Source organism: Modestobacter muralis (assembly GCF_010682105.1).
Classification (GTDB): domain Bacteria; phylum Actinomycetota; class Actinomycetes; order Mycobacteriales; family Geodermatophilaceae; genus Modestobacter; species Modestobacter muralis.
The window spans coordinates 47,876-70,463 of the sequence record NZ_JAAGWH010000015.1; the positions used below are offsets into that span (position 1 = coordinate 47,876).

The following is a 22,588-nucleotide window of genomic DNA, read 5'->3' on the forward strand; positions in this document are numbered from 1 at the left end:
TACAGGGGGCGGACATGAAGAGACCCCTCACACAGGAGGGGTCGCCGTGCCGGTCTACGTCAGGGAGATCAGCACGGCCGGGGAAGCAGGAGTCCGCCGGTCACGGGGCCGATCCTAGCGCGACGCGCGATCCCCCAGGTCGACGGCGGGACTCCTCAGCCCGTAGCCTGCAGGAGCTCGACGTCGGAGGAGCACGCTGCCCGGGCGGGGAGCACGCCCGTCCTGACGGCTCCAGCCCCGTGGGAACCAGGACGCAGGCGTCCTCTCAGACCCTCGGCAGCGCCGCCAGCAGCCGGCAGCGCGCCCGGTGGGCAGCCCGGCCCCCGCGGCGCCCGGCGCCCGACCCGGGCTCGCGAGCGGACGCGACCCGAGGTCCCACCCGCCCACCTGCGGCCAGGCGCCCGGGGGCACCCCGCAGCACCCGAGCACCACCCCCCGAGGAGGAGTCGACATGAGGCAGCGACGAGCACAGCACCCGACCGCAGGGTGCAGCCGACGCCGTGTCCCCGGTCGGTCCTCCCGGGTGGAGAGCCGCCGTTGAGGGTCGTCTTCAACAGCTTCGGCGGCCGCTACTCCGACAACCCCCGCGCGCTCCACGAGGCCCTGGTCGCCAGCGGCCGGGACGTCGACGCGGTCTGGCTCGCCCGCCCCGAGCTGCGCGGTGACTTCCCCGCCGACGTGCACACGGTGGAGACCTGGGGACCCGACGCCCGGGCGGCCGTCGAGTCCGCCGACGTCATCGTGTCCAACGACGGGCTGTCGCACGAGTGGGACAAGTCGCCCACCACGACCTACCTGCAGACCTGGCACGGGACCCCGCTCAAGCGGCTGCACCGGGACGCCCGGTGGGCCCCGGAGGGCCGCCTGGAGATGGTGATGCGGGACATCTCCCGCTGGGACCACCTGCTCTCCCCCAATGTGGTGAGCACGCCGCACCTGCGCAGTGCGTTCGGGTTCAGTGGGCCCGTGCACGAGACCGGGTACCCGCGCAACGACGTGCTGAGCGCACCCGACCGCGAGCTCCGGCGTGCCCGTGTCCGTGCGGCCCTGGGCATCGCCGACGGCGTGCGGGCCGTGCTGTACGCCCCCACGTGGCGGGACGACCTGGTGCTCAGCCACGACGGCCCGTCGTACGACTTCCCGGTCGACCTCTCCGACCTCGCGCGGGCCCTGGGCCCGGACCACGTGCTGCTCGTCCGGCTGCACGCCATGGTCGCCGACCGCCTCGCCGTCCACGGCTCGGCCCCGCTGCTGGACGTCTCCCGCCACCCCGACGTCAGCGACCTGTACCTGGCCGCCGACGTCCTGGTGACCGACTACTCCTCGACGATGTTCGACTTCGCCGTCACCGGGAAGCCGGTCCTGAACTTCACCTACGACCTCGAGCACTACCGGGACGACCTGCGGGGCTTCTACTTCGACCTCGCCGAGACGGCGCCCGCTCCCCTGCTGACCACCGCCGAGGAGCTGCTGGCCGCCCTCGCCGCGCTGGCCCGGGATCCCTGGGAGCCCACGGAGCGTTACACCCGGTTCCAGGACACCTTCTGCTCGCTGGAGGACGGCCACGCCACCGAGCGGGTCCTCGAGCTGTTCTTCCCGGCCGACCCCCCTGGGCCGACCGGTGCTGCACCCACGCACGACGGAAAGAGGAGATGAGCATGCGCACTGCTGACCCGATCCTGACCGGGGGCCGCGATCAGCGGTCGCAGCCGGCCGCGGCCGGCCACCCCTCCGCCCCCGTGCAGACCGCTCCCCAGGTGGTCATCCTGGCGGCCGGCATGGGCACCCGCCTGGGCCGCAAGCTGCCCAAGCCGCTCACCCCGCTGATGGACGGCCGCACGATCATGTCCCAGCAGCTGGACGGCGTCCGCGCGGTCTTCGGCGAGGACACCCCGGTGACCGCGGTCGTCGGCTACCGCGCCAAGGCCGTCATGCGGGCCCAGCCGGACCTGCTGTTCGCGTTCAACCCCGACTTCGCCACCACCAACACCTCGCAGAGCCTGCTGCGCGCGCTGCGGTCCTCGCAGACCGGCGGCGTGCTCTGGCTCAACGGCGACGTCGTCTTCGACCCGGCCGTGCTCGACCACGCGGCGCCGCTGGTGACGGCCGACCAGAGCTTCGTCTGCGTCGACACCTCCACGGTCGCCGAGGAGGAGGTCAAGTACACCCTCGACGAGGAGGGCTTCATCGCCGGCCTGTCCAAGAGCGTGGTCGGCGGGCTCGGTGAGGCGGTGGGCATCAACTACGTGTCCGCTGCCGACAAGGCCGCGCTGATCGAGGCCCTGTCCACCGTGGAGATGACCGACTACTTCGAGCGGGGCATGGAGCTGGCGATCCAGCGGGCGGGCGTGCGGTTCCGCCCGCTGGACATCTCGCGGTTCTCCGCCGTCGAGGTCGACTTCGACGACGACCTGCAGCGGGCGAACACCTGGCTGGGCTCCCGCGCCGCGCTGGCGCCGCTGGCCTCCGAGCTGGACTGACCCACCCCGCACGACAGCGCCCCGTCCCCCGGTGAGGGGACGGGGCGCTGTGTCGTCCGCGGCCCGGCCCCTCGACGGTCACCGGGGCCGGGCGGGTGAGGCCGGCCGTCCTGGTCGGGCCCGGGGCACCGCGCACCGACCGGGGCCGGCGATCCCGACGACGGCGCGCCGTGCACGCCGGCGCTCCGCCGGGTGCCCGCGCCGGTTCGGGGTGTGCCCGGGGACGCCAGCGGGCAGGATGATCGAGAAGCGATCAACTCGGAGGTGCTGGAGTGTTCCGCAAGAAGAGCCCGACAGAGGTCATCGGGGCCGAGTTGCAGGAAGGGCTGGCGCACCTGGGCCTGGCCGCGACCGAGGCCCGCCGGGCCGCGGTCGAGCAGCTGCGCCCGCAGGTCGACGCAGCGACCAGGGCCGCGACCGTGGCCTACGCCACCGAGGTGGCCCCACGCGTGGAGGCGGCCGTCGCCGCCCTCGCCCCGCAACTGGACGCCGCCCGCGAGGTGCTGGTGCCCCGACTCGACGCCGCCAGGGAGAACCTGGCGCCGCGCATCGAGGCAGCGCGGGAGAACCTCGCCCCGCGCATCGAGGCCGGGCGGAAGGCCTACGAGTCCGACGTCGTCCCGCGCCTGGAGGCAGCCACCCGGGCCGCCCGCGCCAACCTGGAGACCGCCGTCGCCGCGGCCGCCCCCCGGATCGAGGCTGCCCGTGGGGCGAGCGGTCCCGCCTTCGAGGCCGCCGCCAACGCCGCCCGGGCCAACCTGGAGACCGCGGTCGCCGCTGCCACGCCGCGCATCGTGGCCGCTCGGGACGCCGCCGGACCGCGGTTCAGCGCCGCCACCGCCGCGGCCACGGCCTACGCCACGCCCCGGGTCACCGCCGCCCGTGACGCCGCGGGTCCGGCACTCGACAGCGCCCGGGCGAGCCTGGCCGCGCAGGCCGACACCGCCCGCGCGCTGATCGACGCCCGCAGCGCGGAGATCGCCGCGACCGCGGCCACGCTCACCGCCGCCACCGCCAAGCAGACGGAGAAGGTGCGCAAGGACGCCGCGGCTGCCGCCGAGGCGGCCCGGGCCGAGGCCGCCGTCCGGCTCGCGGCGCTGCGCGCGGCTACGGACGCCAACTACGCCGCGGCCGGCAAGAAGGCCGAGAAGCTCGGCAGGAAGGCCGACAAGCTCTCCGAGAAGGCCGCCAAGCGGCGGTCGGAGCTGGAGAAGGCCGTCGGCCAGGCCCGCAAGGAGGCCGGCAAGCGCACCGCGCGGACCGTCACCACGGTCAAGCGGAGCGTCGGCATCGAGGAGCAGCCGCGTCGGTGGCCGTGGGTGGTGGCCGTGCTGGCCGTCGTCGCCGGCGTCGCCGTGGTGCTCCTGCGCAAGAAGAACACGAACGACCTGTGGAACCCGGCGCCCTCCGGCGACGGTCCCGTGCCCAGCTACCGAGAGGACCCCGTGCCCAGCTCACCGAGCACTCCCGCAGGCGGAACCGAGTCCCCCGAGGCCCAGGGGAAGACCGTCTCCACCGCGATGACCGCCCCCTCGGACTCCGGTCCGGCCGAGGGTGGCATCGGCGCCCTCGAGGCCCAGCCCGCCTCCGGCCGCGACGAGCCCAGCAACCAGGACCGTCCGACCACCGCGACCGGGACCACGAACGACCCCGACAGCCCGGTGGCCACCGCCGCGCCCGACAGCTTCACCGAGTCCCCCGGCAGCGCCGGCAACTCCGCGCCCAGCCGGGGCACCCGCCCCGACGAGGACACCGCGGGCTGACCTGCGCCCACCGCACCACACGTCCTGCGAGGGGGCCCGGCCATCGGCCGGGCCCCCTCTGCACGTCCCGGGTCGCCTCAGGGCCGGGAGTACCGTTCTCGCCATGAGCCTGGGCATGGAGGAGGCCGCTGCGACGGCCGGACCGGCAGCTGCTGCGGCGTCCCCGATCGAACCTGCCGGACGCAAGATGCTGCGCCTGGAGGTCCGCAACAGCCGGACGCCGATCGAGCGCAAGCCCGAGTGGATCAAGACCAAGCTGAAGACGGGCCCGGAGTACACCGAGCTCAAGTCGCTGGTGAAGCGCGAGGGCCTGCACACGGTGTGCGAGGAGGCCGGCTGCCCCAACATCTACGAGTGCTGGGAGGACCGCGAGGCCACCTTCCTCATCGGCGGTGACCAGTGCACCCGGCGCTGCGACTTCTGCCAGATCGACACCGGCAAGCCCGCCGACTACGACACCGACGAGCCCCGCCGCGTCGCCGAGAGCGTGGTCTCCATGGGCCTGCGCTACGCGACCATCACCGGCGTGGCCCGCGACGACCTGCCCGACGGCGGGGCGTGGCTGTACGCCGAGACGGTCCGCCAGATCCACGCGCAGATCCCCGGCTGCGGCGTCGAGCTGCTGATCCCGGACTTCAACGCCGAGCCCGACCAGCTGGCCGAGGTCTTCTCCTCCCGGCCCGAGGTGCTCGCGCACAACGTGGAGACGGTGCCGCGCATCTTCAAGCGGATCCGCCCCGGCTTCCGCTTCGAGCGCTCGCTGTCGGTCATCACCGCCGCCCGCGACGCCGGGCTGGTCACCAAGTCCAACCTGATCCTGGGCATGGGCGAGGAGCCGCACGAGGTCATCGAGGCGATGCAGGCCCTGCACGAGGCCGGCTGCGACCTGCTGACCATCACCCAGTACCTGCGGCCCAGCGTCCGGCACCACCCGGTCTCGCGGTGGGTCAAGCCCGAGGAGTTCGTCGAGTTCAACGCCGAGGCCGAGCGGATCGGCTTCGCCGGCGTCCTCTCCGGCCCGCTGGTGCGCAGCTCCTACCGCGCCGGCCGGCTGTACCAGCAGGCCGCCGAGGCGCGCGGGCTGGCCGTCACCACCCGCTGAGCTCACCCCTCCCGGCGAGCCCGGACGCGCGCCGCGCGGACCGGGCTCGCCGGGGCCCTATCCTCGTGGGCATGGCACGCAGCAGGTCCACCGACTCCCCCGCCCCCACCGGCAAGGCCGGTCGGGGCCCGGCCGGCGCGTCCGGACGCCACACCGGCGCCACCGCCGTCGGTGCCACCGGCAAGCCCGGCAAGGCGCCCAAGGCCCCGAAGCTGGGCAAGGACGGGAAGCCCAAGGGCTCCCGGCTGGCCAAGCTCAAGGGCCAGGCCGGGATGATGCGCCAGGCCTACAAGCTCACGTACAAGAACGACCCCAAGCTCCCCTGGGTCATGCTCATCGCCTTCGTGGCGGTGTTCGCCGTGATCGAGCTGATCGGCGTGCTGCTGAGCTCGCCGCTGGTCTTCCTGCCCTTCGCGATCCTGTTCGGGCTGCTCGCCGCGCTGATCGTGTTCGGGCGGCGCGCGCAGGGATCGGCCTACCGGCAGGTCGAGGGCCAGCCGGGTGCCGCCTCCTGGGTGCTCGAGGGCATGCGCGGCGACTGGCGGGTCAGCGCCGGCGTGGCCGGGACCCGGGAGCTCGACGCCCTGCACCGCGTGCTCGGCCGCCCCGGCATCATCCTCGTCGGCGAGGGCAACCCGCAGCGGGTGCGCGGGCTGATCGCCGCGGAGAAGCGCCGGATGGCCAAGGTCGTCGGCGACACCCCGATCTACGACGTCGTCGTCGGCGACGGCGAGGGCCAGGTGCCGCTGAAGAAGCTCAGCACCCACGTCATGAAGCTCCCCCGCAACCTCGACGGCGCCGAGGTCAACTCCCTGGGCAAGCGGATGGCCGCACTGGGCACCCAGCGCCTGCCGATGCCCGGCGGTCCGCTCCCCGGCGGCCGCCAGATGTCGGTCAGCCAGCGGCAGGTCCGCCGCCGCGGCTGACGCAGCCCCAGCACGAGGACGCCCCCGGTCGCACATGCGACCGGGGGCGTCCGTGCGTCCCGGCCTCGCCCGGAGGCCCAGCGCCGGCCCGCGTCGGCCGGGAGGGACGCGGGTCCCAGCGCCGTCCGAAGGTCCGGTGCGAGCCTGCGAGTGCTGAGGGGGACGAGGCCCTCCCTCAGACCCGGTCGCGGATGACGGCGGTGTGGGTGAGCCGTTCGTGCAGGCCACGGCCGTCGGAGTCGACCACCAGGGCCGGCACCAGCAGCATGAGCAGCCCGGTGCGGACGACGGCCCGCCACAACGCCAGCCGCTGCCCGGTGTTGGGGTGGGCCAGCCGCAGCCCCAGCAGCCGCATCCCCGGCGTCTGGCCGGTGAGCACCAGGAAGACCACGGTGATCACCCCGAACGCCGGCAGGCTCCACAGCCGGGGCAGCTCGGGGGCGGTGAGCAGCCCGGCGACGAAGGCCGCGGCCACCGAGTCGACCAGGTAGGCGGCGATCCGGCGTCCGAAGGGGGCCAGCGATCCGGGGCCCTCCGCGGGCAGCCCCAGTGCGGCGCCGCGGGCGGGGTGCTGAGAGGGTGGGGCGTCGTCCCTGGCCATGCCGCCAGCGTACGGAAGGACCACCTCTCCCTCCGCACCTCGCACGCTCGGCACGGGCCCCTGAGAGGTGGCCGGTACGACACGCCAGGGGCGGTGTTACCGCCCGGAAACACGAGAGACACCGCAGGGCAACCGCCTGCTCGTAACTTGCGGCTCGGCTGTCCGCCCACCCCCGGAGGATCGATGTTCACCAGTCCCGACGAGGTCTTCGCCTACATCCGTGACAACGACGTGCGCTTCGTCGACGTCCGGTTCTGCGACCTCCCCGGCGTCATGCAGCACTTCACCATCCCCGCGGAGACCTTCGGGCCCGACACGTTCAGCGAGGGCCTGGGCTTCGACGGCTCGTCGATCCGTGGCTTCCAGACGATCAACGAGTCCGACATGCTGCTGCTGCCCGACGCCAGCAGCGCCTACGTCGACCCGTTCCGCATCCACAAGACGCTGAACATCAACTTCTTCATCCACGACCCGATCACGCGCGAGGCCTACAGCCGCGACCCACGCAACGTGGCGAAGAAGGCCGAGGCCTACCTGGCCAGCTCCGGCATCGCCGACACCGCGTACTTCGGCCCCGAGGCCGAGTTCTACGTCTTCGACTCGGTGCGGCACGACACCTCGATCAACGAGGGCTACTACCACATCGACGCGATCGAGGGTTCCTGGAACTCCGGCTCGCTGACCGGGGAGAACGGCGGCCCGAACCTGGGCTACAAGACCCGGCAGAAGGGCGGCTACTTCCCGGTCGAGCCCGTCGACCACCAGAGCGACCTGCGCGCCCAGATGATGGTCAACCTGGCCGGTGCCGGCCTGGAGCTCGAGCGGGGCCACCACGAGGTGGGCACCGGCGGGCAGGCCGAGATCAACTACAAGTTCGACACCCTGCTGCGCTCGGCCGACAGCCTGATGCTGTTCAAGTACATCATCAAGAACACCGCCTGGGCCGCGGGCAAGACCGCCACCTTCATGCCGAAGCCGCTGTTCGGTGACAACGGCTCGGGCATGCACTGCCACCAGAGCCTCTGGAAGGACGGCGTGCCGCTCTTCCACGCCGAGACCGGCTACGCGGGCCTGTCCGACATCGCCCGGCACTACATCGGTGGCCTGCTCAAGCACGCCCCCTCGCTGCTGGCCTTCACCAACCCGACGGTGAACAGCTACCACCGCCTGGTGCCCGGCTTCGAGGCCCCGATCAACCTGGTCTACTCCGCGCGCAACCGCTCGGCCTGCACCCGCATCCCGATCTCGGGTGACAACCCGAAGGCCAAGCGCATCGAGTTCCGGGTGCCGGACCCCTCGGCCAACCCCTACCTCGCGTTCTCCGCGATGCTGATGGCCGGCCTGGACGGCGTGAAGAACCGGATCGAGCCCCCGGCCCCGGTCGACAAGGACCTCTACGAGCTGCCGCCCGAGGAGGCCCTGGGCATCGAGAAGGTGCCGGCGTCGCTGGACGCGGTGCTCGACCGGCTCGAGGTCGACCACGACTACCTGCTCGACGGCGGGGTGTTCACCCCCGACCTGATCGAGACGTGGATCGAGTACAAGCGGGAGAACGAGATCACCCCGATCCGGCTCCGCCCGCACCCGCACGAGTTCGCGATGTACTACGACATCTGATCCACGTCGTAGCGCGGCTGCACAGCTGAGCGGTCAGGAGAGCCGGTCCCCCTCGGGGGGCCGGCTCTCCCCCGTTCGGCGGCAGGACACCAGGCGGACCCGCACGACCAGGACGGCGCCCCGGTGGTCTGCGGGCGCCACGTCCCGGGCCTGTCGGGTCAGCCGTACCGCGCCACGAAGTTGGCCAGCATCCGGCCGGGCTCGGTGACCACCGCCGGCGCCAGGCGGGCGACCAGCGCGTCCCGCTCCGCGGGCGGGTAGTACCCGGCGTGCTGGTAGACGTCCACCCGCGTGATCAGCGCCTCGAGGTCGAGCTCCGGGTGGAACTGGGTGGCGTACAGGTTCTCCTTGACCCGGAACACCTGCACCGGGCAGGCGGCGGAGCTGGCCAGCAGGACGGCGTTCGGCGGCAGGACGCGGCAGGCCTCCTTGTGCCCGACGAACGCGTCGAACTCCGCGGGCATGCCGGCCAGCACCGGATCGGCGCGCCCGGCCTCGGTCAGCCGGACCCGGACGGCGGAGATCGGCTCGGCGTACGTCCGGTCGATGACGCCGCCCTGGTGCACCCCGAGCGTCCCGACCCCGTAGCAGGCGCCGAAGAAGGGGAGGTCCCGCGCCACGATCTCGTCCAGCAGCGCCGACAGCTCGCGCTCGACCCGCTGCTGGACGACCGACTTCCCCGACAGCGGGTCGCTGGAGTTGAACGGGCCTCCGCCGACGAACACCCCGGCGTAGTCGTCCAGGTCGATCCCCGGCAGCGGCCCGGCCTCCATGCGGATGCGGCGCAGTCGGCCGGGCACCAGGCCGGTGAAGCGCAGGAACGACTCGTACTCGCCGTCAGCGGCCAGGTCCTCCGCGCGGGAGGAGAGCAGGAGGAAGGGCCGCACGAGGGGCCAGCTTAGGCGGGGCCGTGCCGTGTGGTCAGGCGACGTCGTCCTGGACGTCGAGGTCCAGGGACACCATCGCCTCGTTGGTGTGCAGGGTGAGCAGCCAGGGGCCGGCCACGGCACCCACCGACGAGCCCGCCTGCTCGGCGACGGTGGCCACCTGGGCCGCGATCAGGTGCCGGGCGGCCTGGTAGACCTGGGCCGCGGTCACCGCCACCTCCAGCTCGTCCAGCCAGAGCCGGCCGTCCGCCAGCACCCGCACGTCGGGCCGGGCGCCCCAGCCGAGGTCGGCGGCGGCGCTGCCGACCAGTGAGATCCCGGCCCGCAGCTCGCTCGCCTGGCGTTCCCGCCGGGCCTGCGCCGCTGCCCAGCCCGCCGCGTGCTGGCGGTCCCCGGTGTCGTCCCCGTGTGCCTCGGTCCCCATCGGTCGTCCTCCTCAACGCGGTGCCCTGGTCGTCCGTGGGGCACAGCGTGGCGGCGCGGGGCCGGTGAGCGGCGCAGGCGCCGCGTCCGCTGTGCCGCAGGGGCGCCAGCGGGGCAGGTGTGACGAACCGTCGCGTGCCGGACCCACCCGGGGGCTCCGGTGCCCGGCCCGTCGCGGAACTGCCTGGGCCGGGCCGACGGTCACCCGCTGACCCCGTCCCGGCCCCTCGTACGTTGCCGTCGGCGTCACGATCCGGTGTCGATGCTGGTCAGGGACGAGTCGGCGGTCCTAGCGTGCCGCCATGAGGCGCTTGCGCAGCACCGCCGTCACCGTCCTGGCCGTCGTCGTCCTCGCCGGCTGCTCTGCGTCCACGGACACGGGTTCCGGCGCGTCGGAGGCGGTGGGGGCCGCCGCCGACGCCAGTGGGCCGGGCGCGCCCCAGGCGGTGCCCGGGGTGCCGGGCGCGGCGCAACCGGACCGCCAGGTCGTGCAGACCGGTTCCGCCTCGGTGGCCGTCGAGGACCCCGCCGCCGGCGCCCAGCGGGTCAGCGGGCTGGTGGAGGCCGCCGGTGGCCGGGTCGAGGAGCGCACCGAGCGGGCGGCGTCCCAGGACGAGGAGGACGGCGCGGGCGCCACCGCCGACCTGGTCGTGCGGGTGCCCGCCGACGCGCTGAGCGGCGTCCTGGCCGACCTGGAGGAGCTGGGCGACGTCGGGTCCGTGTCGGTGTCCCGCTCGGACGTCACCGCCACCGTCGTCGACCTGGACGCGCGCATCTCGGCGCTGCAGAGCTCCGCGACGCGGCTGCAGGGCCTGATGGACGGCGCGGCCACCACGGAGGCGCTGCTCGCGGCGGAGAAGGCGCTGTCCGAGCGGCAGTCCCAGCTGGAGCAGCTGCAGTCGCAACGGGCCTCGCTGGCCGACCAGGTGGAGCTGTCGACGCTCCGGGTCCAGTTGCGGCCCTTCGGCGTGGCGCCGGTCGGTGGGCCGGACGGCTTCCTCGAGGGGCTGGGCACCGGCTGGCGGGCGCTGGTCACCACCGTGGGCGCGACGCTCGTCGTCCTCGGCGTGGTGCTCCCCTGGATGGCGGTCGCCGCGCTGCTGACCGCCGGGGCGCTCGCCCTGCTCCGGCTGGTGCGCCGGCGGACCTCGGTGGAGGCACCGGCTCAGGGGTGAGCGCCCCGCTCACCCCTGAGCCGGTGCAGGGGTGGGCGCCCCTCCCCCGCGTCAGGTCAGCAGCAGCGGCTGACCGGGTTGCGCTCCAGCGCGTCGGACCGGCGGCGTTCGAACTCCCGCCGGCTCAGCGGTGCGTGCCCGTGCGCGGCGCACTCGCGCAGGTGGTCGTCCCAGCGCGCCTCGCCGCTCCACTCGCGCAGGTACCAGCGCACCCCGCGGCCGGCCCGGACGACGGCCGCGCGGACGTCCCCCGCGGTCACTGCTGACCGCCCCCGCTGCCGACCAGCCGCTCGTGGTCGGCCTGCGCCTGCTTCTCCTCGGCCGTGGCGAACAGGCCCGCGGGCTCCACGAGGTCCGACCGGACGGCCGGCTCCTCCGTGGTGGGCAGCCCCCCGGACCGCACGGCCCGGGCGATGACCACCACGGCGTTGACGACCACGACCAGCACCAGTACGGCGAACAGGCTCTGCAGCACGCCGTTGAGGGTTGAGTTGAAGACCACCTGGTCCATCTGCCCCTGGTCCTTGGCCGGGGCCAGCAGCTGGCCGGCGTCCCGGGCGTCGCGGTAGCGCTGGGCCTGGGCGAAGTAGCCGATCGCCGGGGTGTCGGAGAAGACCTTCTGCCAGCTGGCCGTCATGGTGACGACGAGGTCCCAGGCCAGCGGGATGCCGGTCACCCAGGCGTAGCGCAGCTTGCCGTGCTTGATCAGCAGCACCGTGACCAGGGTCAGCGCGATGGCGGCGAGCAGCTGGTTGGCGATGCCGAACAGCGGGAAGAGCTGGTTGACCCCACCCAGCGGGTCGGTCACCCCGATGTAGAGCACCGACCCCCACAGCCCGACGACGATCGCGCTGGCGAGGACGTTGCCCGGCCGCCACGAGAGGTCGCCGAACTTCTTCCAGACGTTGCCGATGGTGTCCTGCAGCATGAACCGGCCGACCCGGGTGCCGGCGTCGACTGCGGTGAGGATGAACAGCGCCTCGAACATGATCGCGAAGTGGTACCAGAACGCCTGCAGGTTGCCGCCGAACGCGTCGTTGAAGATCTGCGAGATGCCGACGGCGAGGGTCGGGGCGCCACCGGTGCGGGAGATCAGGCTGGGCTCCTGGACCGCGGCCGCCGCCGCGGCGAGGTCCTGGGCGGAGGTGTCGAACCCGAACCCCTGGACGAAGGTGGCGGCCGTCTCGACCGCACCGCCGGTGGCACCGGCCGGGCTGTTCATCGCGAAGTACAGGCCCTGGTCGATGACGCAGGCGGCGATGAGCGCGCTGATGGCCACGAAGGACTCCATCAGCATGCCGCCGTAGCCGATCAGCCGGACCTGGCTCTCCTTGGCCACCATCTTCGGCGTCGTCCCGGAGGCGATCAGCGCGTGGAAGCCCGACAGCGCGCCGCAGGCGATGGTGATGAAGACGAACGGGAACAGCGACCCGGCGAAGACCGGGCCGGTGCCCTCCCGGGCGAAGTCGGTGATGGCGTCGGCCTGCAGCACCGGCCGGGCGATGAGCAGGCTCAGGGCCAGCAGGACGATGACGCCGACCTTCATGAACGTCGACAGGTAGTCGCGGGGGGTGAGCAGCAGCCACACCGGCAGCACCGAGGCGACGAAGCCGTAGACGACGAGGGCGAGGACCAGCCACTCCTTGGACAGCGTCAGCGCGTCCGCGAGCCCGCTCTCCTGCACCCAGCCACCACCGATGATGGCCAGCAGCAGCAGGACGACGCCGATGCCGGTGGCCTCCAGCACCCTGCCCGGGCGCAGCCGGCGCAGGTACAGGCCCATGAACAGCGCGATCGGGATGGTCAGCGCGATGGAGAACACGCCCCAGGGCGACTCGGCCAGCGCGTTGACCACGATCAGCGCGAGCACCGCCAGGATGATGATCATGATGGCGAAGACGGCGATCAGGGCGGCGATGCCGCCGACGACGCCGATCTCCTCCCGGACCATCTGCCCGAGGCTCTTGCCGTTGCGGCGCATCGAGAAGAACAGCACGGTCAGGTCCTGGACGGCGCCGGCGAAGATGACGCCGACGACGATCCAGATGGTGCCCGGCAGGTAGCCCATCTGCGCGGCGAGCACCGGCCCGACCAGCGGCCCGGCGCCGGCGATGGCGGCGAAGTGGTGACCGAAGAGCACCCGGCGGTCGGTGACGTCGAAGTCGACGCCGTTGTGCAGCCGCTCGGCCGGGGTGGCCCGCCGGTCGTCGGTCCCGAGCACCTTGGTGGCGATGAAACGGGCGTAGAAGCGGTAGGCGATGGCGTAGGAGCACAGCGCCGCGAACAGGATCCAGAGCGCGGAGACCGTCTCGCCGCGGGACAGCGCCAGCACCGTCCAGGCGACCGCGCCCGCAACGGCCACCGCCGTCCAGACCAGGACCGAGCGCACCGAGAGCCGGCGGCCGGCCGGGCCGCCGGGTGGCTGCGCCGCACCGGTGTCGTCCCGGGTGAAGGTGGTGGACATGAGCGCCTCCGAACCGCAGCGGCGTCGCCGTTGACGCCGTCGGCAGTGAGCATAGGGCCGCGACGGTGCTGAGGAGACCCCTGTCATGGGACCGCCGGTCGTGGTCCCCGGGTCCTGGCGTGTCCGTCCGGCCGTTCCCCTCCACAACTTCCTGTCCCCTGCCGAGAAGAGAGGGAGACGGGTCAACAGCCGGCGGGACCACCCGCGGCACGGGGCGGCGGAAGAGGACGAGGATGAGGCGGCGCAACAGCGGCCAGGACAGAGCGGCGGCGGTCCCACCAGCGGCCGTGCCCAAGGACGTCGAGGCGGTCGAGCAGGTCATCGCCGTCCTCGACCGGGGCGTCGTCGACGACAAGGACGCCCACCAGAAGAGCACCGAGGAACTGGTCCGGCAGCTCGACCTCTCCTACGGCGCGGTGTGGCTGCCCGGTCCGGACGGCTTCCACCGGTTCGGCGAGTACGGCCCGATGGCCCCCGCGATGGCGGCCTCGACGTCGGCACGCGTGCGGAGCATCACCGCCGCCGACGGCTACGGCGGCCAGGCCGTCCGCAACAGGACCGCGGTGCTCGTCGACGAGGCCAGCGACCCGGCGACGTGCCTGCGCTGGGGTGGCGCGCTCGCCGCCGGCGCGACCCACGGGTGCATCCTGCCGCTGGTGGAGAACGGGACGGTGACCGCCCTGTACGAGTACTACAACCGCGGCGAGCTGCCCTTCACCGGCACCCGGAAGGGCAAGTGGGACTCCCTCGGCCGGCTGCTCGCGCACGCCCGCCGGGCCGCCCTGGCCAGGGCCGAGCTGCAGGAGAACCTCGACGACCGGGTGGCGGTCACCTCCGTCGTCACCGAGCTGGGTGCTGCCCGGGACCAGGCCTCCGCGCTGCGGCTGGCGCTGGACACCGTCCGTGAGGCGTTCGGCTGGGCCTACGGGTCCTACTGGGCGCTGGACGAGCAGGCCAACGTGCTGCGCTTCCAGCAGGAGTCCGGCTCGGCCGGTGAGGAGTTCCGCAAGGTCACCCTCGCCGCCTCCTTCGCCGAGGGCGTGGGCCTGTCCGGGCGGGCCTGGAAGACCCGGGACCTGTTCTTCACCGCCGACATCGGCGAGATGACCGACTGCGTGCGCGCACCGGCCGCCCAGCGCGCCGGGGTCAAGTCCGGCGTCTGCTTCCCGCTGCTGGTCGGCGGCCGGGTCATCGGCACCATGGACTTCTTCGTCACCGAGACCATCGAGCTGTCGGACTCCCGGGCCTCGGCGCTGCGCAACGTGCAGCAGCTGGTCTCCCAGCGGCTGGACGTGCTGCGGCGCACCGAGGAGTCCGCGGAGAACGCCCGCGAGCTGCTGGACACCGTCTCCCGGCTCCGCGAAGCCGCGGACGACGCCGGGCGAGTCGCGGAGAACGCGGTCAGCCAGGCGTCCACCATGACCAGCGAGGTGCTGGCCCTGGACGAGGCCTCGGCCGCGGTCGGGGAGGTCATCCGGATCATCTCCGGCATCGCCGACCAGACCAACCTGCTGGCCCTCAACGCCACCATCGAGGCCGCCCGCGCCGGTGAGCTCGGCAAGGGCTTCGCGGTCGTGGCCAGCGAGGTCAAGGACCTGGCCCGCGAGACGGCCAGCGCCACCCAGAAGGTCTCCGACCAGATCGCCGGCATCCAGGCCAGCAGCAAGGCCGTGGCCACCGGCATCCACACCACCAGCGAGATCATCGGCCAGCTCGACGTCGTCCAGGCCCGGATCGGTGAGGTGCTGGAGGAGCAGGCGCGGATGGCGTCAGCCTTCGAGTGACCGCGGTGCCCGGCCGGGGAGGACCGGCCGGGCATCCACCCGTTCGCGGGGTTCGGGACGGCAGTCGACTGGGCACAATCGACCCATGCGCCTTCCCACGCCCCGGGGCCCCCTCAGCACCGCCTTGTGCGCGGATCTGGCCGCCGGGACGACCCTGAGCACCCGGACGCTCGCCGTCGCCTACTCCCTGGCCGCCGCAGCGGAGGACCCCCTGCTCGACGAGGACCTCCAGCTGACGCTGGCCGTCTGCTACGAACTGCACTACCGGGGCTTCGACTCCGTCGACGACGGCTGGGAGTGGAACCCCGAGCTGCTGCGCCTGCGCGCCGTGCTCGAGCAGCGGCACCTGGCCGCCCTGCACTCGCTCGTCAGCCCGGTCGCGGTCACCGAGGACCCGGTCGACCAGCAGCTCACCGCCGTCATCGCCGCCGACGACGGCCCGTCGCTGTCGCGGTACCTGGCCCGGCACGGCACGCATCAGCAGTGGCGCGAGTACCTCACCGTGCGCAGCGTCTACCACCTCAAGGAGGGCGACCCGCACACCTGGGCGATCCCCCGGCTGAGCGGGCGGGCCAAGGCGGCCATGGTGGAGATCCAGGCCGACGAGTACGGCGGCGGCTCCCACGAGCGCATGCACAGCCAGCTGTTCGCCGGGCTGATGCGCGACCTGGACCTGGACGACACCTACGGCGCGCTCTGGGACGACGCCCCGGCGGTGGCGTTCACGTCGGTCAACACGATGTCGCTGTTCGGGCTGCACCGTCGGCTGCGCGGGGCCTGCCTGGGCCACCTGACCGCGGTGGAGATGACCTCCTCGGAGCCCAGCCGCCGGTACTCCAGTGGGCTCAGGCGCCTCGGGTTCGGGACGGGCACCACCGTCTTCTACGACGAGCACGTGGAGGCCGACGCCGTCCACGAGCAGATCGCCTCGGTCGACATGTGCGGCTCGCTGGTCGCCGACGACCCGGCGCTGACCGCCGACGTCCTGTTCGGTGCGCAGTGCTCGCTCGCCCTCGACGGTCTCACCGCTCACCACCTCCTCGGCGCCTGGGAGGCCGGGCGCTCGGGTCTGCGGGTCCAGGAGCCGGTCACCGTGTGACCGACGGGTCCTCCCGGCCCGGGGTGGCCGGGAGGACCCGTCGCTCAGCGCAGGCCGAAGACGGAGATGCTGCCGTCGTCCTCGTTGCTGGCCAGGAAGAGCTGACGGTTCTCGATGGCCAGCAGGCCCTCGGGGGCGTCGCCGGTGGAGAGCACCTGCAGCAGCTGCGGCGCGGCATCCTGGCCGTGCTCGTACACCAGGACGGCGTCGCCGCGCTCGGAGCCGATGAGGGTGTAGTCGGTGCCCCGCATGCGGGTGACCTCGGCGCCCTCGAACTCGGCGCCCTTGTCGTCACTGCGGCCGTCGGGGTAGCGCCCGGCCGCGGCCAGCGCCTCCTCGGCGGAGCCGCCGCTGGTGAACAGCACGGCACCGGCGGGGCTGAAGACCGTCCAGCCGCGGCCGCCGCTGGGCTCGGCGGCGAGGTCGCCCTCGTCGGCGGTGACCAGGTTGCCGTCGGCGGTCCACTGCACCGCGTCGGGCTCACGGGGAGCGACGAGCACGTCGTCGAAGGCGATCGTCTCGTCATCGGTGGTGTCGGCGTCGGTGCGGGTGACGGTGCCGGCGGAGAACGAGGAGAGGACGCGGCCGCTGGCCAGGTTCACCAGGGCGACGGCGTTGTTCTCCTGCAGGGTCACCGCAGCCACGTCGGCGCCGTTGACGTCGACGAACTCCGGCTCCGGGTCGTCCGCGAACAGCGCGCCGGGCAGCCCGGTCAGCGACACCTGGCGCACGGTCCACCGGTCGACGGCGCCGCGCAGGTCGACGACCGACAGGAACCCGGCGGGCAGCTGCGGCAGCCCGCCCTCGACGCCACCGACCTCGACGTCCTCGTCGCGCTGGTTCTCGATGGCGATCGCGGCGAACCGGCCGCTGGGGCCGATGTCGATGCTGTCGGGCTGGCCGCCCAGGTCGATGCTGCGGACCACCGAGCGCGTGCGCAGGTCGACCACCGCGAGGTGGCCGGCCGGGCGGGTCAGGTCGGTGGTGTCGTCGACGACGACGAGGGCGTACCGGCCGTCGCGGGTCACGGCCACCGAGGTGGGCGAGCCGCCGACGTCGATGCTGCCGAGCTGCCGGGGCGCGGTGGGCACGCTCAGGTCGACCAGGCCGACGACGCCCAGCTCGGAGTCGGTGTAGAGCACGGTGCGGCCGTCGGGAGTGGCGGAGAGGATCTCGGCGACCTCGCCGTCGACGGCGAAGGTGGCCAGCGGGGCGAAGGTGCGCGGCTGTGGAGCGGCGGACGCCGGCGTGGCGGCGACCACGAGGGCGAGGGCGCTCAGCGCGAGCACACCGGAGACGGGACGGGACGGACGACGGAGCACGGGCACCTCACTGGACCGGGACGGGACCGGCACAGCCTCGACCGCCCCGACCAGCCGGAGGTGTCGCCCGGGCGAACAGCCGGGGGCCCGGGCGTGACGAGCGTGGTCAGTCGTCGGTGCCCGAGTGCAGCTCCGCGGCCGGACGCGGGCGGGACGGCGCGCTGCCGGCGGAGAAGCCCGACCGCTTGTGCGTGCCGTCACAGAACGGCTTGATGCCCGACTTGCCGCACCGGCACAGCGCGACGGTCTTCCGCCCCGGGTCGATCTCGTTGCCGTCGGTGTCGACGAGCCGGAAGTCCCCGCGCACCAGCAGCGGCCCGTCGCGGTAGGGGGTGATGGTCGCCGTCGGCTCGTCGGCGGGCGGCAGGTCGCGCACCTGCGCGTCGGAGACGACGGGGTCGGCGGCGGTGGGCTCGGCGACCGGCTGCTCGGCCAGGGACTCGGGGGGCACACCCCGATGGTGCCCCTCTTCCGTGGCGCACGACCGACCGCCCCGGTCAGCCCTCCTCGGTGCGGCCGTAGAACACCCGCTCGACGACGCCGTGGGCCCGCCGGGTGACCCGCCGGTAGTCGTCGAGGAACTGCCCGGCGTCGGTGTCGGCGCCGTACCCGCACGCCCGGGCGACGCCGTTGAGCTCCAGCCCGGCCCGGGGCAGCTGGTCACCCGGCCGGCCGCGGACCAGGAAGACCGCGTTGCGCGCCCGGCTGGCCAGCTCCCAGGCGGTCTGCAGCGCGTCGGCCTGCTCGGTGTCCAGCAGCCCGGCGTCGGTTAGCGCGTGCAGCGCGGTGACCGTGCCGGTGACCTGCAGCGCCGGGTGCACCGCGGCGTGCTCGAGCTGCAGCAGCTGCACGGTCCACTCGACGTCGGCCAGCCCGCCGCGGCCGAGCTTGGTGTGCGTGGCCGGGTCGGCGCCGCGGGGCAGTCGCTCGCTCTCCACCCGGGCCTTCATCCGCCGGATCTCCCCGACCTGCTCGCTCGACAGGCCCGCGCCCGGGTAGCGCAGCGGGTCGACCAGAGCCATGAACTCACGCCCCAGCGCCTCGTCGCCGGCGACCGGCTCGGCCCGCAGCAGCGCCTGCACCTCCCAGGTGGCGACCCAGCGCTGGTAGTACTGGGCGAACGCCTCCAGGCTGCGCGACAGCGCTCCGGACCGGCCCTCCGGGCGCAGGTCGGCGTCGACCTCGAAGGCCGGGTCGGGGGCAGGCTCACCGAGCAGCCGGCGCAGCGCGTGGGCGACCGCGTTCGCCGTCGAGGCGGCCCGGCTCTCGTCGGCGCCGGGGCGCACCCGGTGCACGAACAGGACGTCGGCGTCGGACCCGTAACCCAGCTCGGCCCCGCCCAGCCGGCCCATGCCGATGACGGCGATGTCGACCGGGACGTCGGCGACGGCCAGCCCGGCGTCGGCGGCCCAGCTGCGCAGCGCGGCGTCCAGCCCGGCGCGCAGCGTGGCGACGGCGACGGCGTGCAGGGCCTGCCCGACCCGCAGCACGTCGAGGCGGCCCAGCAGGTCGGCGCAGGCGATGCGCAGCAGCTCCTGCCGGCGCAGCGAGCGCAGCACCTTGACCCCGCCGGAGGCGTCGCCGGCCCGGGCGACCGCCTGCCGCCACGCCGAGGTGAGCGCGTCGGCGCTGCGCGGCTCGAGCTGGGCGTCGTCGGCGAGGATCCGCATCGCCTCCGGGGTGCGGGTGAGCAGCCCGGCGACGTACTGGCTGGAGCCCAGCAGCACCGCCAGCCGCTCGGCGGCCTGCCCCTCGTCGCGCAGCAGCCGCAGGAACCACTGGTCGTTGCCCAGCGCCTCGCTGACCCGCCGGTAGGCGAGCAGGCCGGCGTCGGGGTCCGCGCAGGAGGCGAAGGTCTGCAGCAGGACGGGGAGCAGGTACCGCTGCATGGACGCCGACCGGCTCAGCCCGCCGGTGAGCGCGGTCATGTGCCGCAGTGCGCCCTCGGGGTCGGCGAAGCCCAGCGCGCGCAGCCACTCCCCCGCCGCGCGCGGCCCCAGCGCCAGCTGCTCGCCGGGCACCCGGGCCACCGCCGACAGCAGCGGCCGGTAGAAGAGCTTCTCGTGCAGCCGGCGCACCACCCGGGTGTGCAGCGCCAGCTCCGAACGCAGCACGGCGACCGAGTCACCGCGGTCGTCGGGCTTGTAGCCCAGCGAGCGGGCCAGCCAGCGCAGCTGGTCACCGGCGACCGGCAGCAGGTGGGTGCGGCGCAGCCGGAGCAGCTGGAGCCGGTGCTCCACCGTGCGCAGGAAGCGGTAGGAGGCGACCAGCGTGGCGGCGTCGTCCCGGCTGATGTAGCCCCCGGCGCCCAGCACCGTCAGCGCCGGCACCGTGCCGCCGACCCGCAGCGTCACGTCGGCCCGGCCGTGCACCAGCTGCAGCAGCTGGACGCTGAACTCGACGTCGCGGAGCCCGCCGCGGCCCAGCTTCAGCTCCCGGTCTGCCTGGCCGGCGGGGATGTTCTGCTCGACCCGGCGGCGCATCGCCTGGATCTCACCGACGAAGCCGGGCCGGTCGCCGGCCTTCCAGACCAGCGGCCACAGCGCGTCGACGTACTCCCGGCCCAGTGCCGGGTCCCCGGCGACCGGGCGCATCTTCAGCAGCGCCTGGAACTCCCAGGTGCTGGCCCACTTCTCGTAGTAGGCGCGCATGCCGGCCACGGTGCGCACCAGCACGCCGGCCTTGCCCTCCGGGCGCAGCGCGGCGTCGACCTCCCAGGCGGCCTGCCGGCAGATCCGCATCAGCGCCGCAGCGACCCGGGTCGCCGAGGCCAGCGCGGCTGCCTCGTCGGCACCGGCGTCCACGGGCTCGGCGACGAAGACGACGTCGACGTCGCTGACGTAGTTGAGCTCGCGGCCGCCGCACTTGCCCAGCCCGATGACCGCCAGCCGGCACGGGGCGCTGCCCGCCGGCTGCTCGGCGACGGCGACGGCGAGCCCCGCGGTGAGCACGGCGGCGGCGATGTCGGCCAGCTCCGCGGCGACCTCGTCGGCCGGCAGGGCGTCCCCGAGGTCGCGGCCGGCCAGCGACAGGACCGCGCGCCCGTAGGCGTGCTTGAGGTCGCGCACCCGGGAGCCGTCGGCGTCCGGGGCACCGCTGCCCAGCCCGACGCCCCACGGTGCGTCGGCGGGGTCGGCGCCGACGGCGAACAGCAGCTGCTCCTGCAGCTCCTGCGGGCTCGGCCGGGACACCCGGTCCTCGGTGTCCAGGACGACCCAGTCGGCGGGGTGCGCGGCCAGGTGGTCGGCCAGCCCCGCGGAGGCCCCGAGCACCGACAGCAGCCGCGACCGCACCGAGGCCGAGCCGCGCAGCCGGGCGAGCAGGGCCGCGGCCAGGCCGCCGTCGGGGTCGGTGGCGTCCAGCGCCTCGACCAGCCGGGCCAGCGACCGGACGGCGAGGTCGGGGTCGCCCGCGCGGGCCAGCGCCGAGACGACCGCCCCCGCCTCGGGGTCGGCGGGCTCGTTGCGGTCGAGGTCCCACAGGCCCAGCGAGGCGTCGGCGAGCAGCCGGGCCGCCCGGGCGCCGTCCTCGAAGCCGAACCGGACCAGCCGGACGACGGCCCGCCGGGGGACGTCGTCGGGCGTGGGGACTGCGGACACCGTCAGCCCCGTGCGGCGGCGCGGTCCCGCACGAGCGCGGCGAACCGGCCGGCGAACGGCGCCCAGACCTCCGCGACGTCGGGGTGCACGGCGGCCGCGGCGGCGCAGACGGTCTCGACGTCGGTGCCGGTGCTGGCCACGCCGACCGCGTCGCTGTCGGCCCACTGGCGGACCAGGTGCTCGTCGGTCTCGATGTGGAACTGCAGGCCGTAGACGTGCGCGCCGACCCGGTAGGCCTGGTGCGGGTACCGCGGGTTGCTGGCCAGCAGGGTGGCGCCGGCCGGCAGCCGGTCGATCTCGTCGTGGTGCCACTGCACGACGTCGGGTGACAGCGGCAGCGGCGCGAACAGCGGGTCGGCCTCCGCGGCGTCCCGCTTGGCCACCAGAGTCGGGCCGACCTCGGGGCCGTCGACCCCGACCCGGGTGCTGCCGCCGCCGACCTGCGCGAGCAGCTGCGCGCCCAGGCAGATCGCCAGCGTCGGGACGTCGGCGGCCACGGCCTGGCCCAGCAGGTGCCGGACGCCGACCAGCTCCGGGGAGACGGTGTCGTCGTCCAGCGAGGACTGGGGCCCGCCGAGCACCAGCAGGCCGTCGTGGCCGGTGAGGTCGGCCGGCAGCGGCTCGCCGGTGGACAGCCGTCGCTCGTCGAGCTCCAGCCCGGCACCGGTCAGCCACTCCCCCAACCGGGTGGGCGGGTCGGTGTCGGACGGGACGACGACGAGCAGGCGGGCCACACCGGCAGCCTAACGGCGCGGGACCGCTGATCTCGGTCCCGTACCGACGTGTGCGCGACACGGCCGGGAGGGGCTTCCGCACGCTCCTGGTCCGGTACGTTCCCGCCCACTCGGAGGAGGAGCGCATGGACCCGGAGCGCAGCACGGCGTCGACGATCGGCCGGTGGGTGGGCTGGGTGGTGGTGCTCGCGCTCACCGTGGCCGTGGCCGTGGCCACGACGGCCGTCGTCGGTCAGGTGACCGAACGCCCGCTGATGCGGGCCGCGGCTCCCCCGTCCGCCGCATCGCCGTCCGCCCCGCCGGCGGCCGAGCCCGTGCGGGCGGACTACGAGGAGCTGCCGACCCGCTCGCTCACCGGCCCGCTGCCCGACGTCGCCGGCCGGTCCGTCGGCGAGGCAGAGGCGGCACTGGAGCAGGTCGGCGCCGCCGTGCTGCTGGTCGACTCCCGCAACTGGTCCCGGCCGGTCGGATCGGACTGGGTCGTGTGCGCCACGGGTCAGAGCTCCCGCGGCGACGGGTCCCCGACCGCCGACGTGACCGTCTCCGCCGTGCCCGCCGGCGACCCCTGCGCCTGACCGGTCAGGCCCGGCCCCCTCGCAGGGACCCGCGGCG

At 74.1% G+C, this 22,588-nt stretch carries 19 protein-coding genes and 1 pseudogene; 11 read left to right on the forward strand and 9 right to left on the reverse strand.

All coding sequences use genetic code 11. The annotated features are described in order from the left end of the window. Positions 1–537 precede the first annotated feature (537 nt). The 5 genes from GCU67_RS07850 (at position 538) to GCU67_RS07870 (ending at position 6,271) form a co-directional block, all read left to right on the forward strand. On the forward strand, positions 538–1,656 hold the full coding sequence (locus tag GCU67_RS07850; RefSeq protein WP_163610549.1) for a CDP-glycerol glycerophosphotransferase family protein: 1,119 nt from the start codon (positions 538–540) through the stop codon (positions 1,654–1,656). A 2-nt stretch (positions 1,657–1,658) separates the two neighbouring features. Beyond that, entirely contained in the window at positions 1,659–2,480 is an 822-nt protein-coding gene (locus GCU67_RS07855) for a phosphocholine cytidylyltransferase family protein (RefSeq protein WP_246214783.1), read from the forward strand. 272 nt (positions 2,481–2,752) lie between these two features. Further along, positions 2,753–4,243 (forward strand): hypothetical protein, encoded by a 1,491-nt coding sequence (locus GCU67_RS07860; protein ID WP_163610550.1) that lies wholly within the window; start codon positions 2,753–2,755, stop codon positions 4,241–4,243. A gap of 103 nt (positions 4,244–4,346) precedes the next feature. Continuing rightward, entirely contained in the window at positions 4,347–5,345 is a 999-nt protein-coding gene (lipA, locus tag GCU67_RS07865; protein WP_163610551.1) for a lipoyl synthase, read from the forward strand. Positions 5,346–5,416: 71 nt separating this feature from the next. After that, positions 5,417–6,271, forward strand: coding sequence for a DUF4191 domain-containing protein (locus tag GCU67_RS07870; RefSeq protein WP_163610552.1), 855 nt, complete (start codon positions 5,417–5,419; stop codon positions 6,269–6,271). A gap of 175 nt (positions 6,272–6,446) precedes the next feature. Here GCU67_RS07870 and GCU67_RS07875 read toward each other — a convergent pair whose 3' ends face one another. After that, positions 6,447–6,872, reverse strand: a complete 426-nt coding sequence (locus GCU67_RS07875) for an RDD family protein (protein WP_163610553.1) — start codon at positions 6,870–6,872, stop codon at positions 6,447–6,449. 183 nt (positions 6,873–7,055) lie between these two features. Between GCU67_RS07875 and glnA the strand changes: the two genes are divergently transcribed. Next, positions 7,056–8,489, forward strand: a complete 1,434-nt coding sequence (gene glnA / locus GCU67_RS07880) for a type I glutamate--ammonia ligase (RefSeq protein ID WP_163610554.1) — start codon at positions 7,056–7,058, stop codon at positions 8,487–8,489. Between the two features lie 158 nt (positions 8,490–8,647). Here the strand turns inward: glnA and GCU67_RS07885 are convergent, their stop codons facing one another. Then, complete coding sequence (locus GCU67_RS07885; protein ID WP_163610555.1) at positions 8,648–9,376, reverse strand: glutamine amidotransferase; 729 nt, start codon at positions 9,374–9,376, stop codon at positions 8,648–8,650. A 34-nt stretch (positions 9,377–9,410) separates the two neighbouring features. Further along, positions 9,411–9,800, reverse strand: coding sequence for a hypothetical protein (locus GCU67_RS07890; RefSeq protein ID WP_246214784.1), 390 nt, complete (start codon positions 9,798–9,800; stop codon positions 9,411–9,413). A 301-nt stretch (positions 9,801–10,101) separates the two neighbouring features. Here GCU67_RS07890 and GCU67_RS07895 point away from each other — a divergent pair, with 301 nt between their 5' ends. Continuing rightward, on the forward strand, positions 10,102–10,974 hold the full coding sequence (locus tag GCU67_RS07895; RefSeq protein ID WP_163610556.1) for a DUF4349 domain-containing protein: 873 nt from the start codon (positions 10,102–10,104) through the stop codon (positions 10,972–10,974). Positions 10,975–11,030: 56 nt separating this feature from the next. Here the strand turns inward: GCU67_RS07895 and GCU67_RS07900 are convergent, their stop codons facing one another. After that, positions 11,031–11,234 (reverse strand): CstA-like transporter-associated (seleno)protein, encoded by a 204-nt coding sequence (locus GCU67_RS07900; RefSeq protein WP_163610557.1) that lies wholly within the window; start codon positions 11,232–11,234, stop codon positions 11,031–11,033. After that, positions 11,231–13,438, reverse strand: coding sequence for a carbon starvation CstA family protein (locus GCU67_RS07905; protein WP_163610558.1), 2,208 nt, complete (start codon positions 13,436–13,438; stop codon positions 11,231–11,233). Before GCU67_RS07905 ends, GCU67_RS07900 begins: the two co-directional genes overlap by 4 nt. 479 nt (positions 13,439–13,917) lie before the next feature. On the opposite strand from GCU67_RS07905, the pseudogene GCU67_RS22985 reads away from it, so the two are divergent. From GCU67_RS22985 to GCU67_RS07915, 3 genes and pseudogenes are all read left to right on the forward strand, one after another. Next, a pseudogene (locus GCU67_RS22985) lies at positions 13,918–14,712 on the forward strand (GAF domain-containing protein); the annotation flags it as partial. 144 nt (positions 14,713–14,856) lie between these two features. Continuing rightward, positions 14,857–15,222 carry a methyl-accepting chemotaxis protein gene (locus GCU67_RS22990; protein WP_420846349.1) on the forward strand — a complete coding sequence of 122 codons (366 nt, stop codon included), beginning with the start codon at positions 14,857–14,859 and terminating at the stop codon, positions 15,220–15,222. A gap of 85 nt (positions 15,223–15,307) precedes the next feature. Further along, positions 15,308–16,321, forward strand: a complete 1,014-nt coding sequence (locus tag GCU67_RS07915; protein ID WP_163610560.1) for an iron-containing redox enzyme family protein — start codon at positions 15,308–15,310, stop codon at positions 16,319–16,321. 44 nt (positions 16,322–16,365) lie between these two features. On the opposite strand, the gene GCU67_RS07920 is transcribed toward GCU67_RS07915, so the two are convergent. The 4 genes from GCU67_RS07920 to GCU67_RS07935 form a co-directional block, all read right to left on the reverse strand. After that, positions 16,366–17,643 (reverse strand): hypothetical protein, encoded by a 1,278-nt coding sequence (locus tag GCU67_RS07920; protein ID WP_163610561.1) that lies wholly within the window; start codon positions 17,641–17,643, stop codon positions 16,366–16,368. A gap of 106 nt (positions 17,644–17,749) precedes the next feature. Beyond that, entirely contained in the window at positions 17,750–18,094 is a 345-nt protein-coding gene (locus GCU67_RS07925; protein WP_338104864.1) for a CDGSH iron-sulfur domain-containing protein, read from the reverse strand. Positions 18,095–18,140: 46 nt separating this feature from the next. Next, the gene (locus tag GCU67_RS07930) at positions 18,141–21,242 is read right to left on the reverse strand and encodes a bifunctional [glutamine synthetase] adenylyltransferase/[glutamine synthetase]-adenylyl-L-tyrosine phosphorylase (RefSeq protein WP_338104865.1); all 3,102 of its coding nucleotides are present in this window, start codon (positions 21,240–21,242) and stop codon (positions 18,141–18,143) included. 2 nt (positions 21,243–21,244) lie between these two features. After that, positions 21,245–21,976, reverse strand: coding sequence for a glutamine amidotransferase-related protein (locus GCU67_RS07935; RefSeq protein WP_163610562.1), 732 nt, complete (start codon positions 21,974–21,976; stop codon positions 21,245–21,247). A gap of 125 nt (positions 21,977–22,101) precedes the next feature. On the opposite strand from GCU67_RS07935, the gene GCU67_RS07940 reads away from it, so the two are divergent. Next, positions 22,102–22,551 carry a hypothetical protein gene (locus GCU67_RS07940; protein ID WP_163610563.1) on the forward strand — a complete coding sequence of 150 codons (450 nt, stop codon included), beginning with the start codon at positions 22,102–22,104 and terminating at the stop codon, positions 22,549–22,551. The last annotated feature ends 37 nt before the right edge of the window (positions 22,552–22,588 follow it).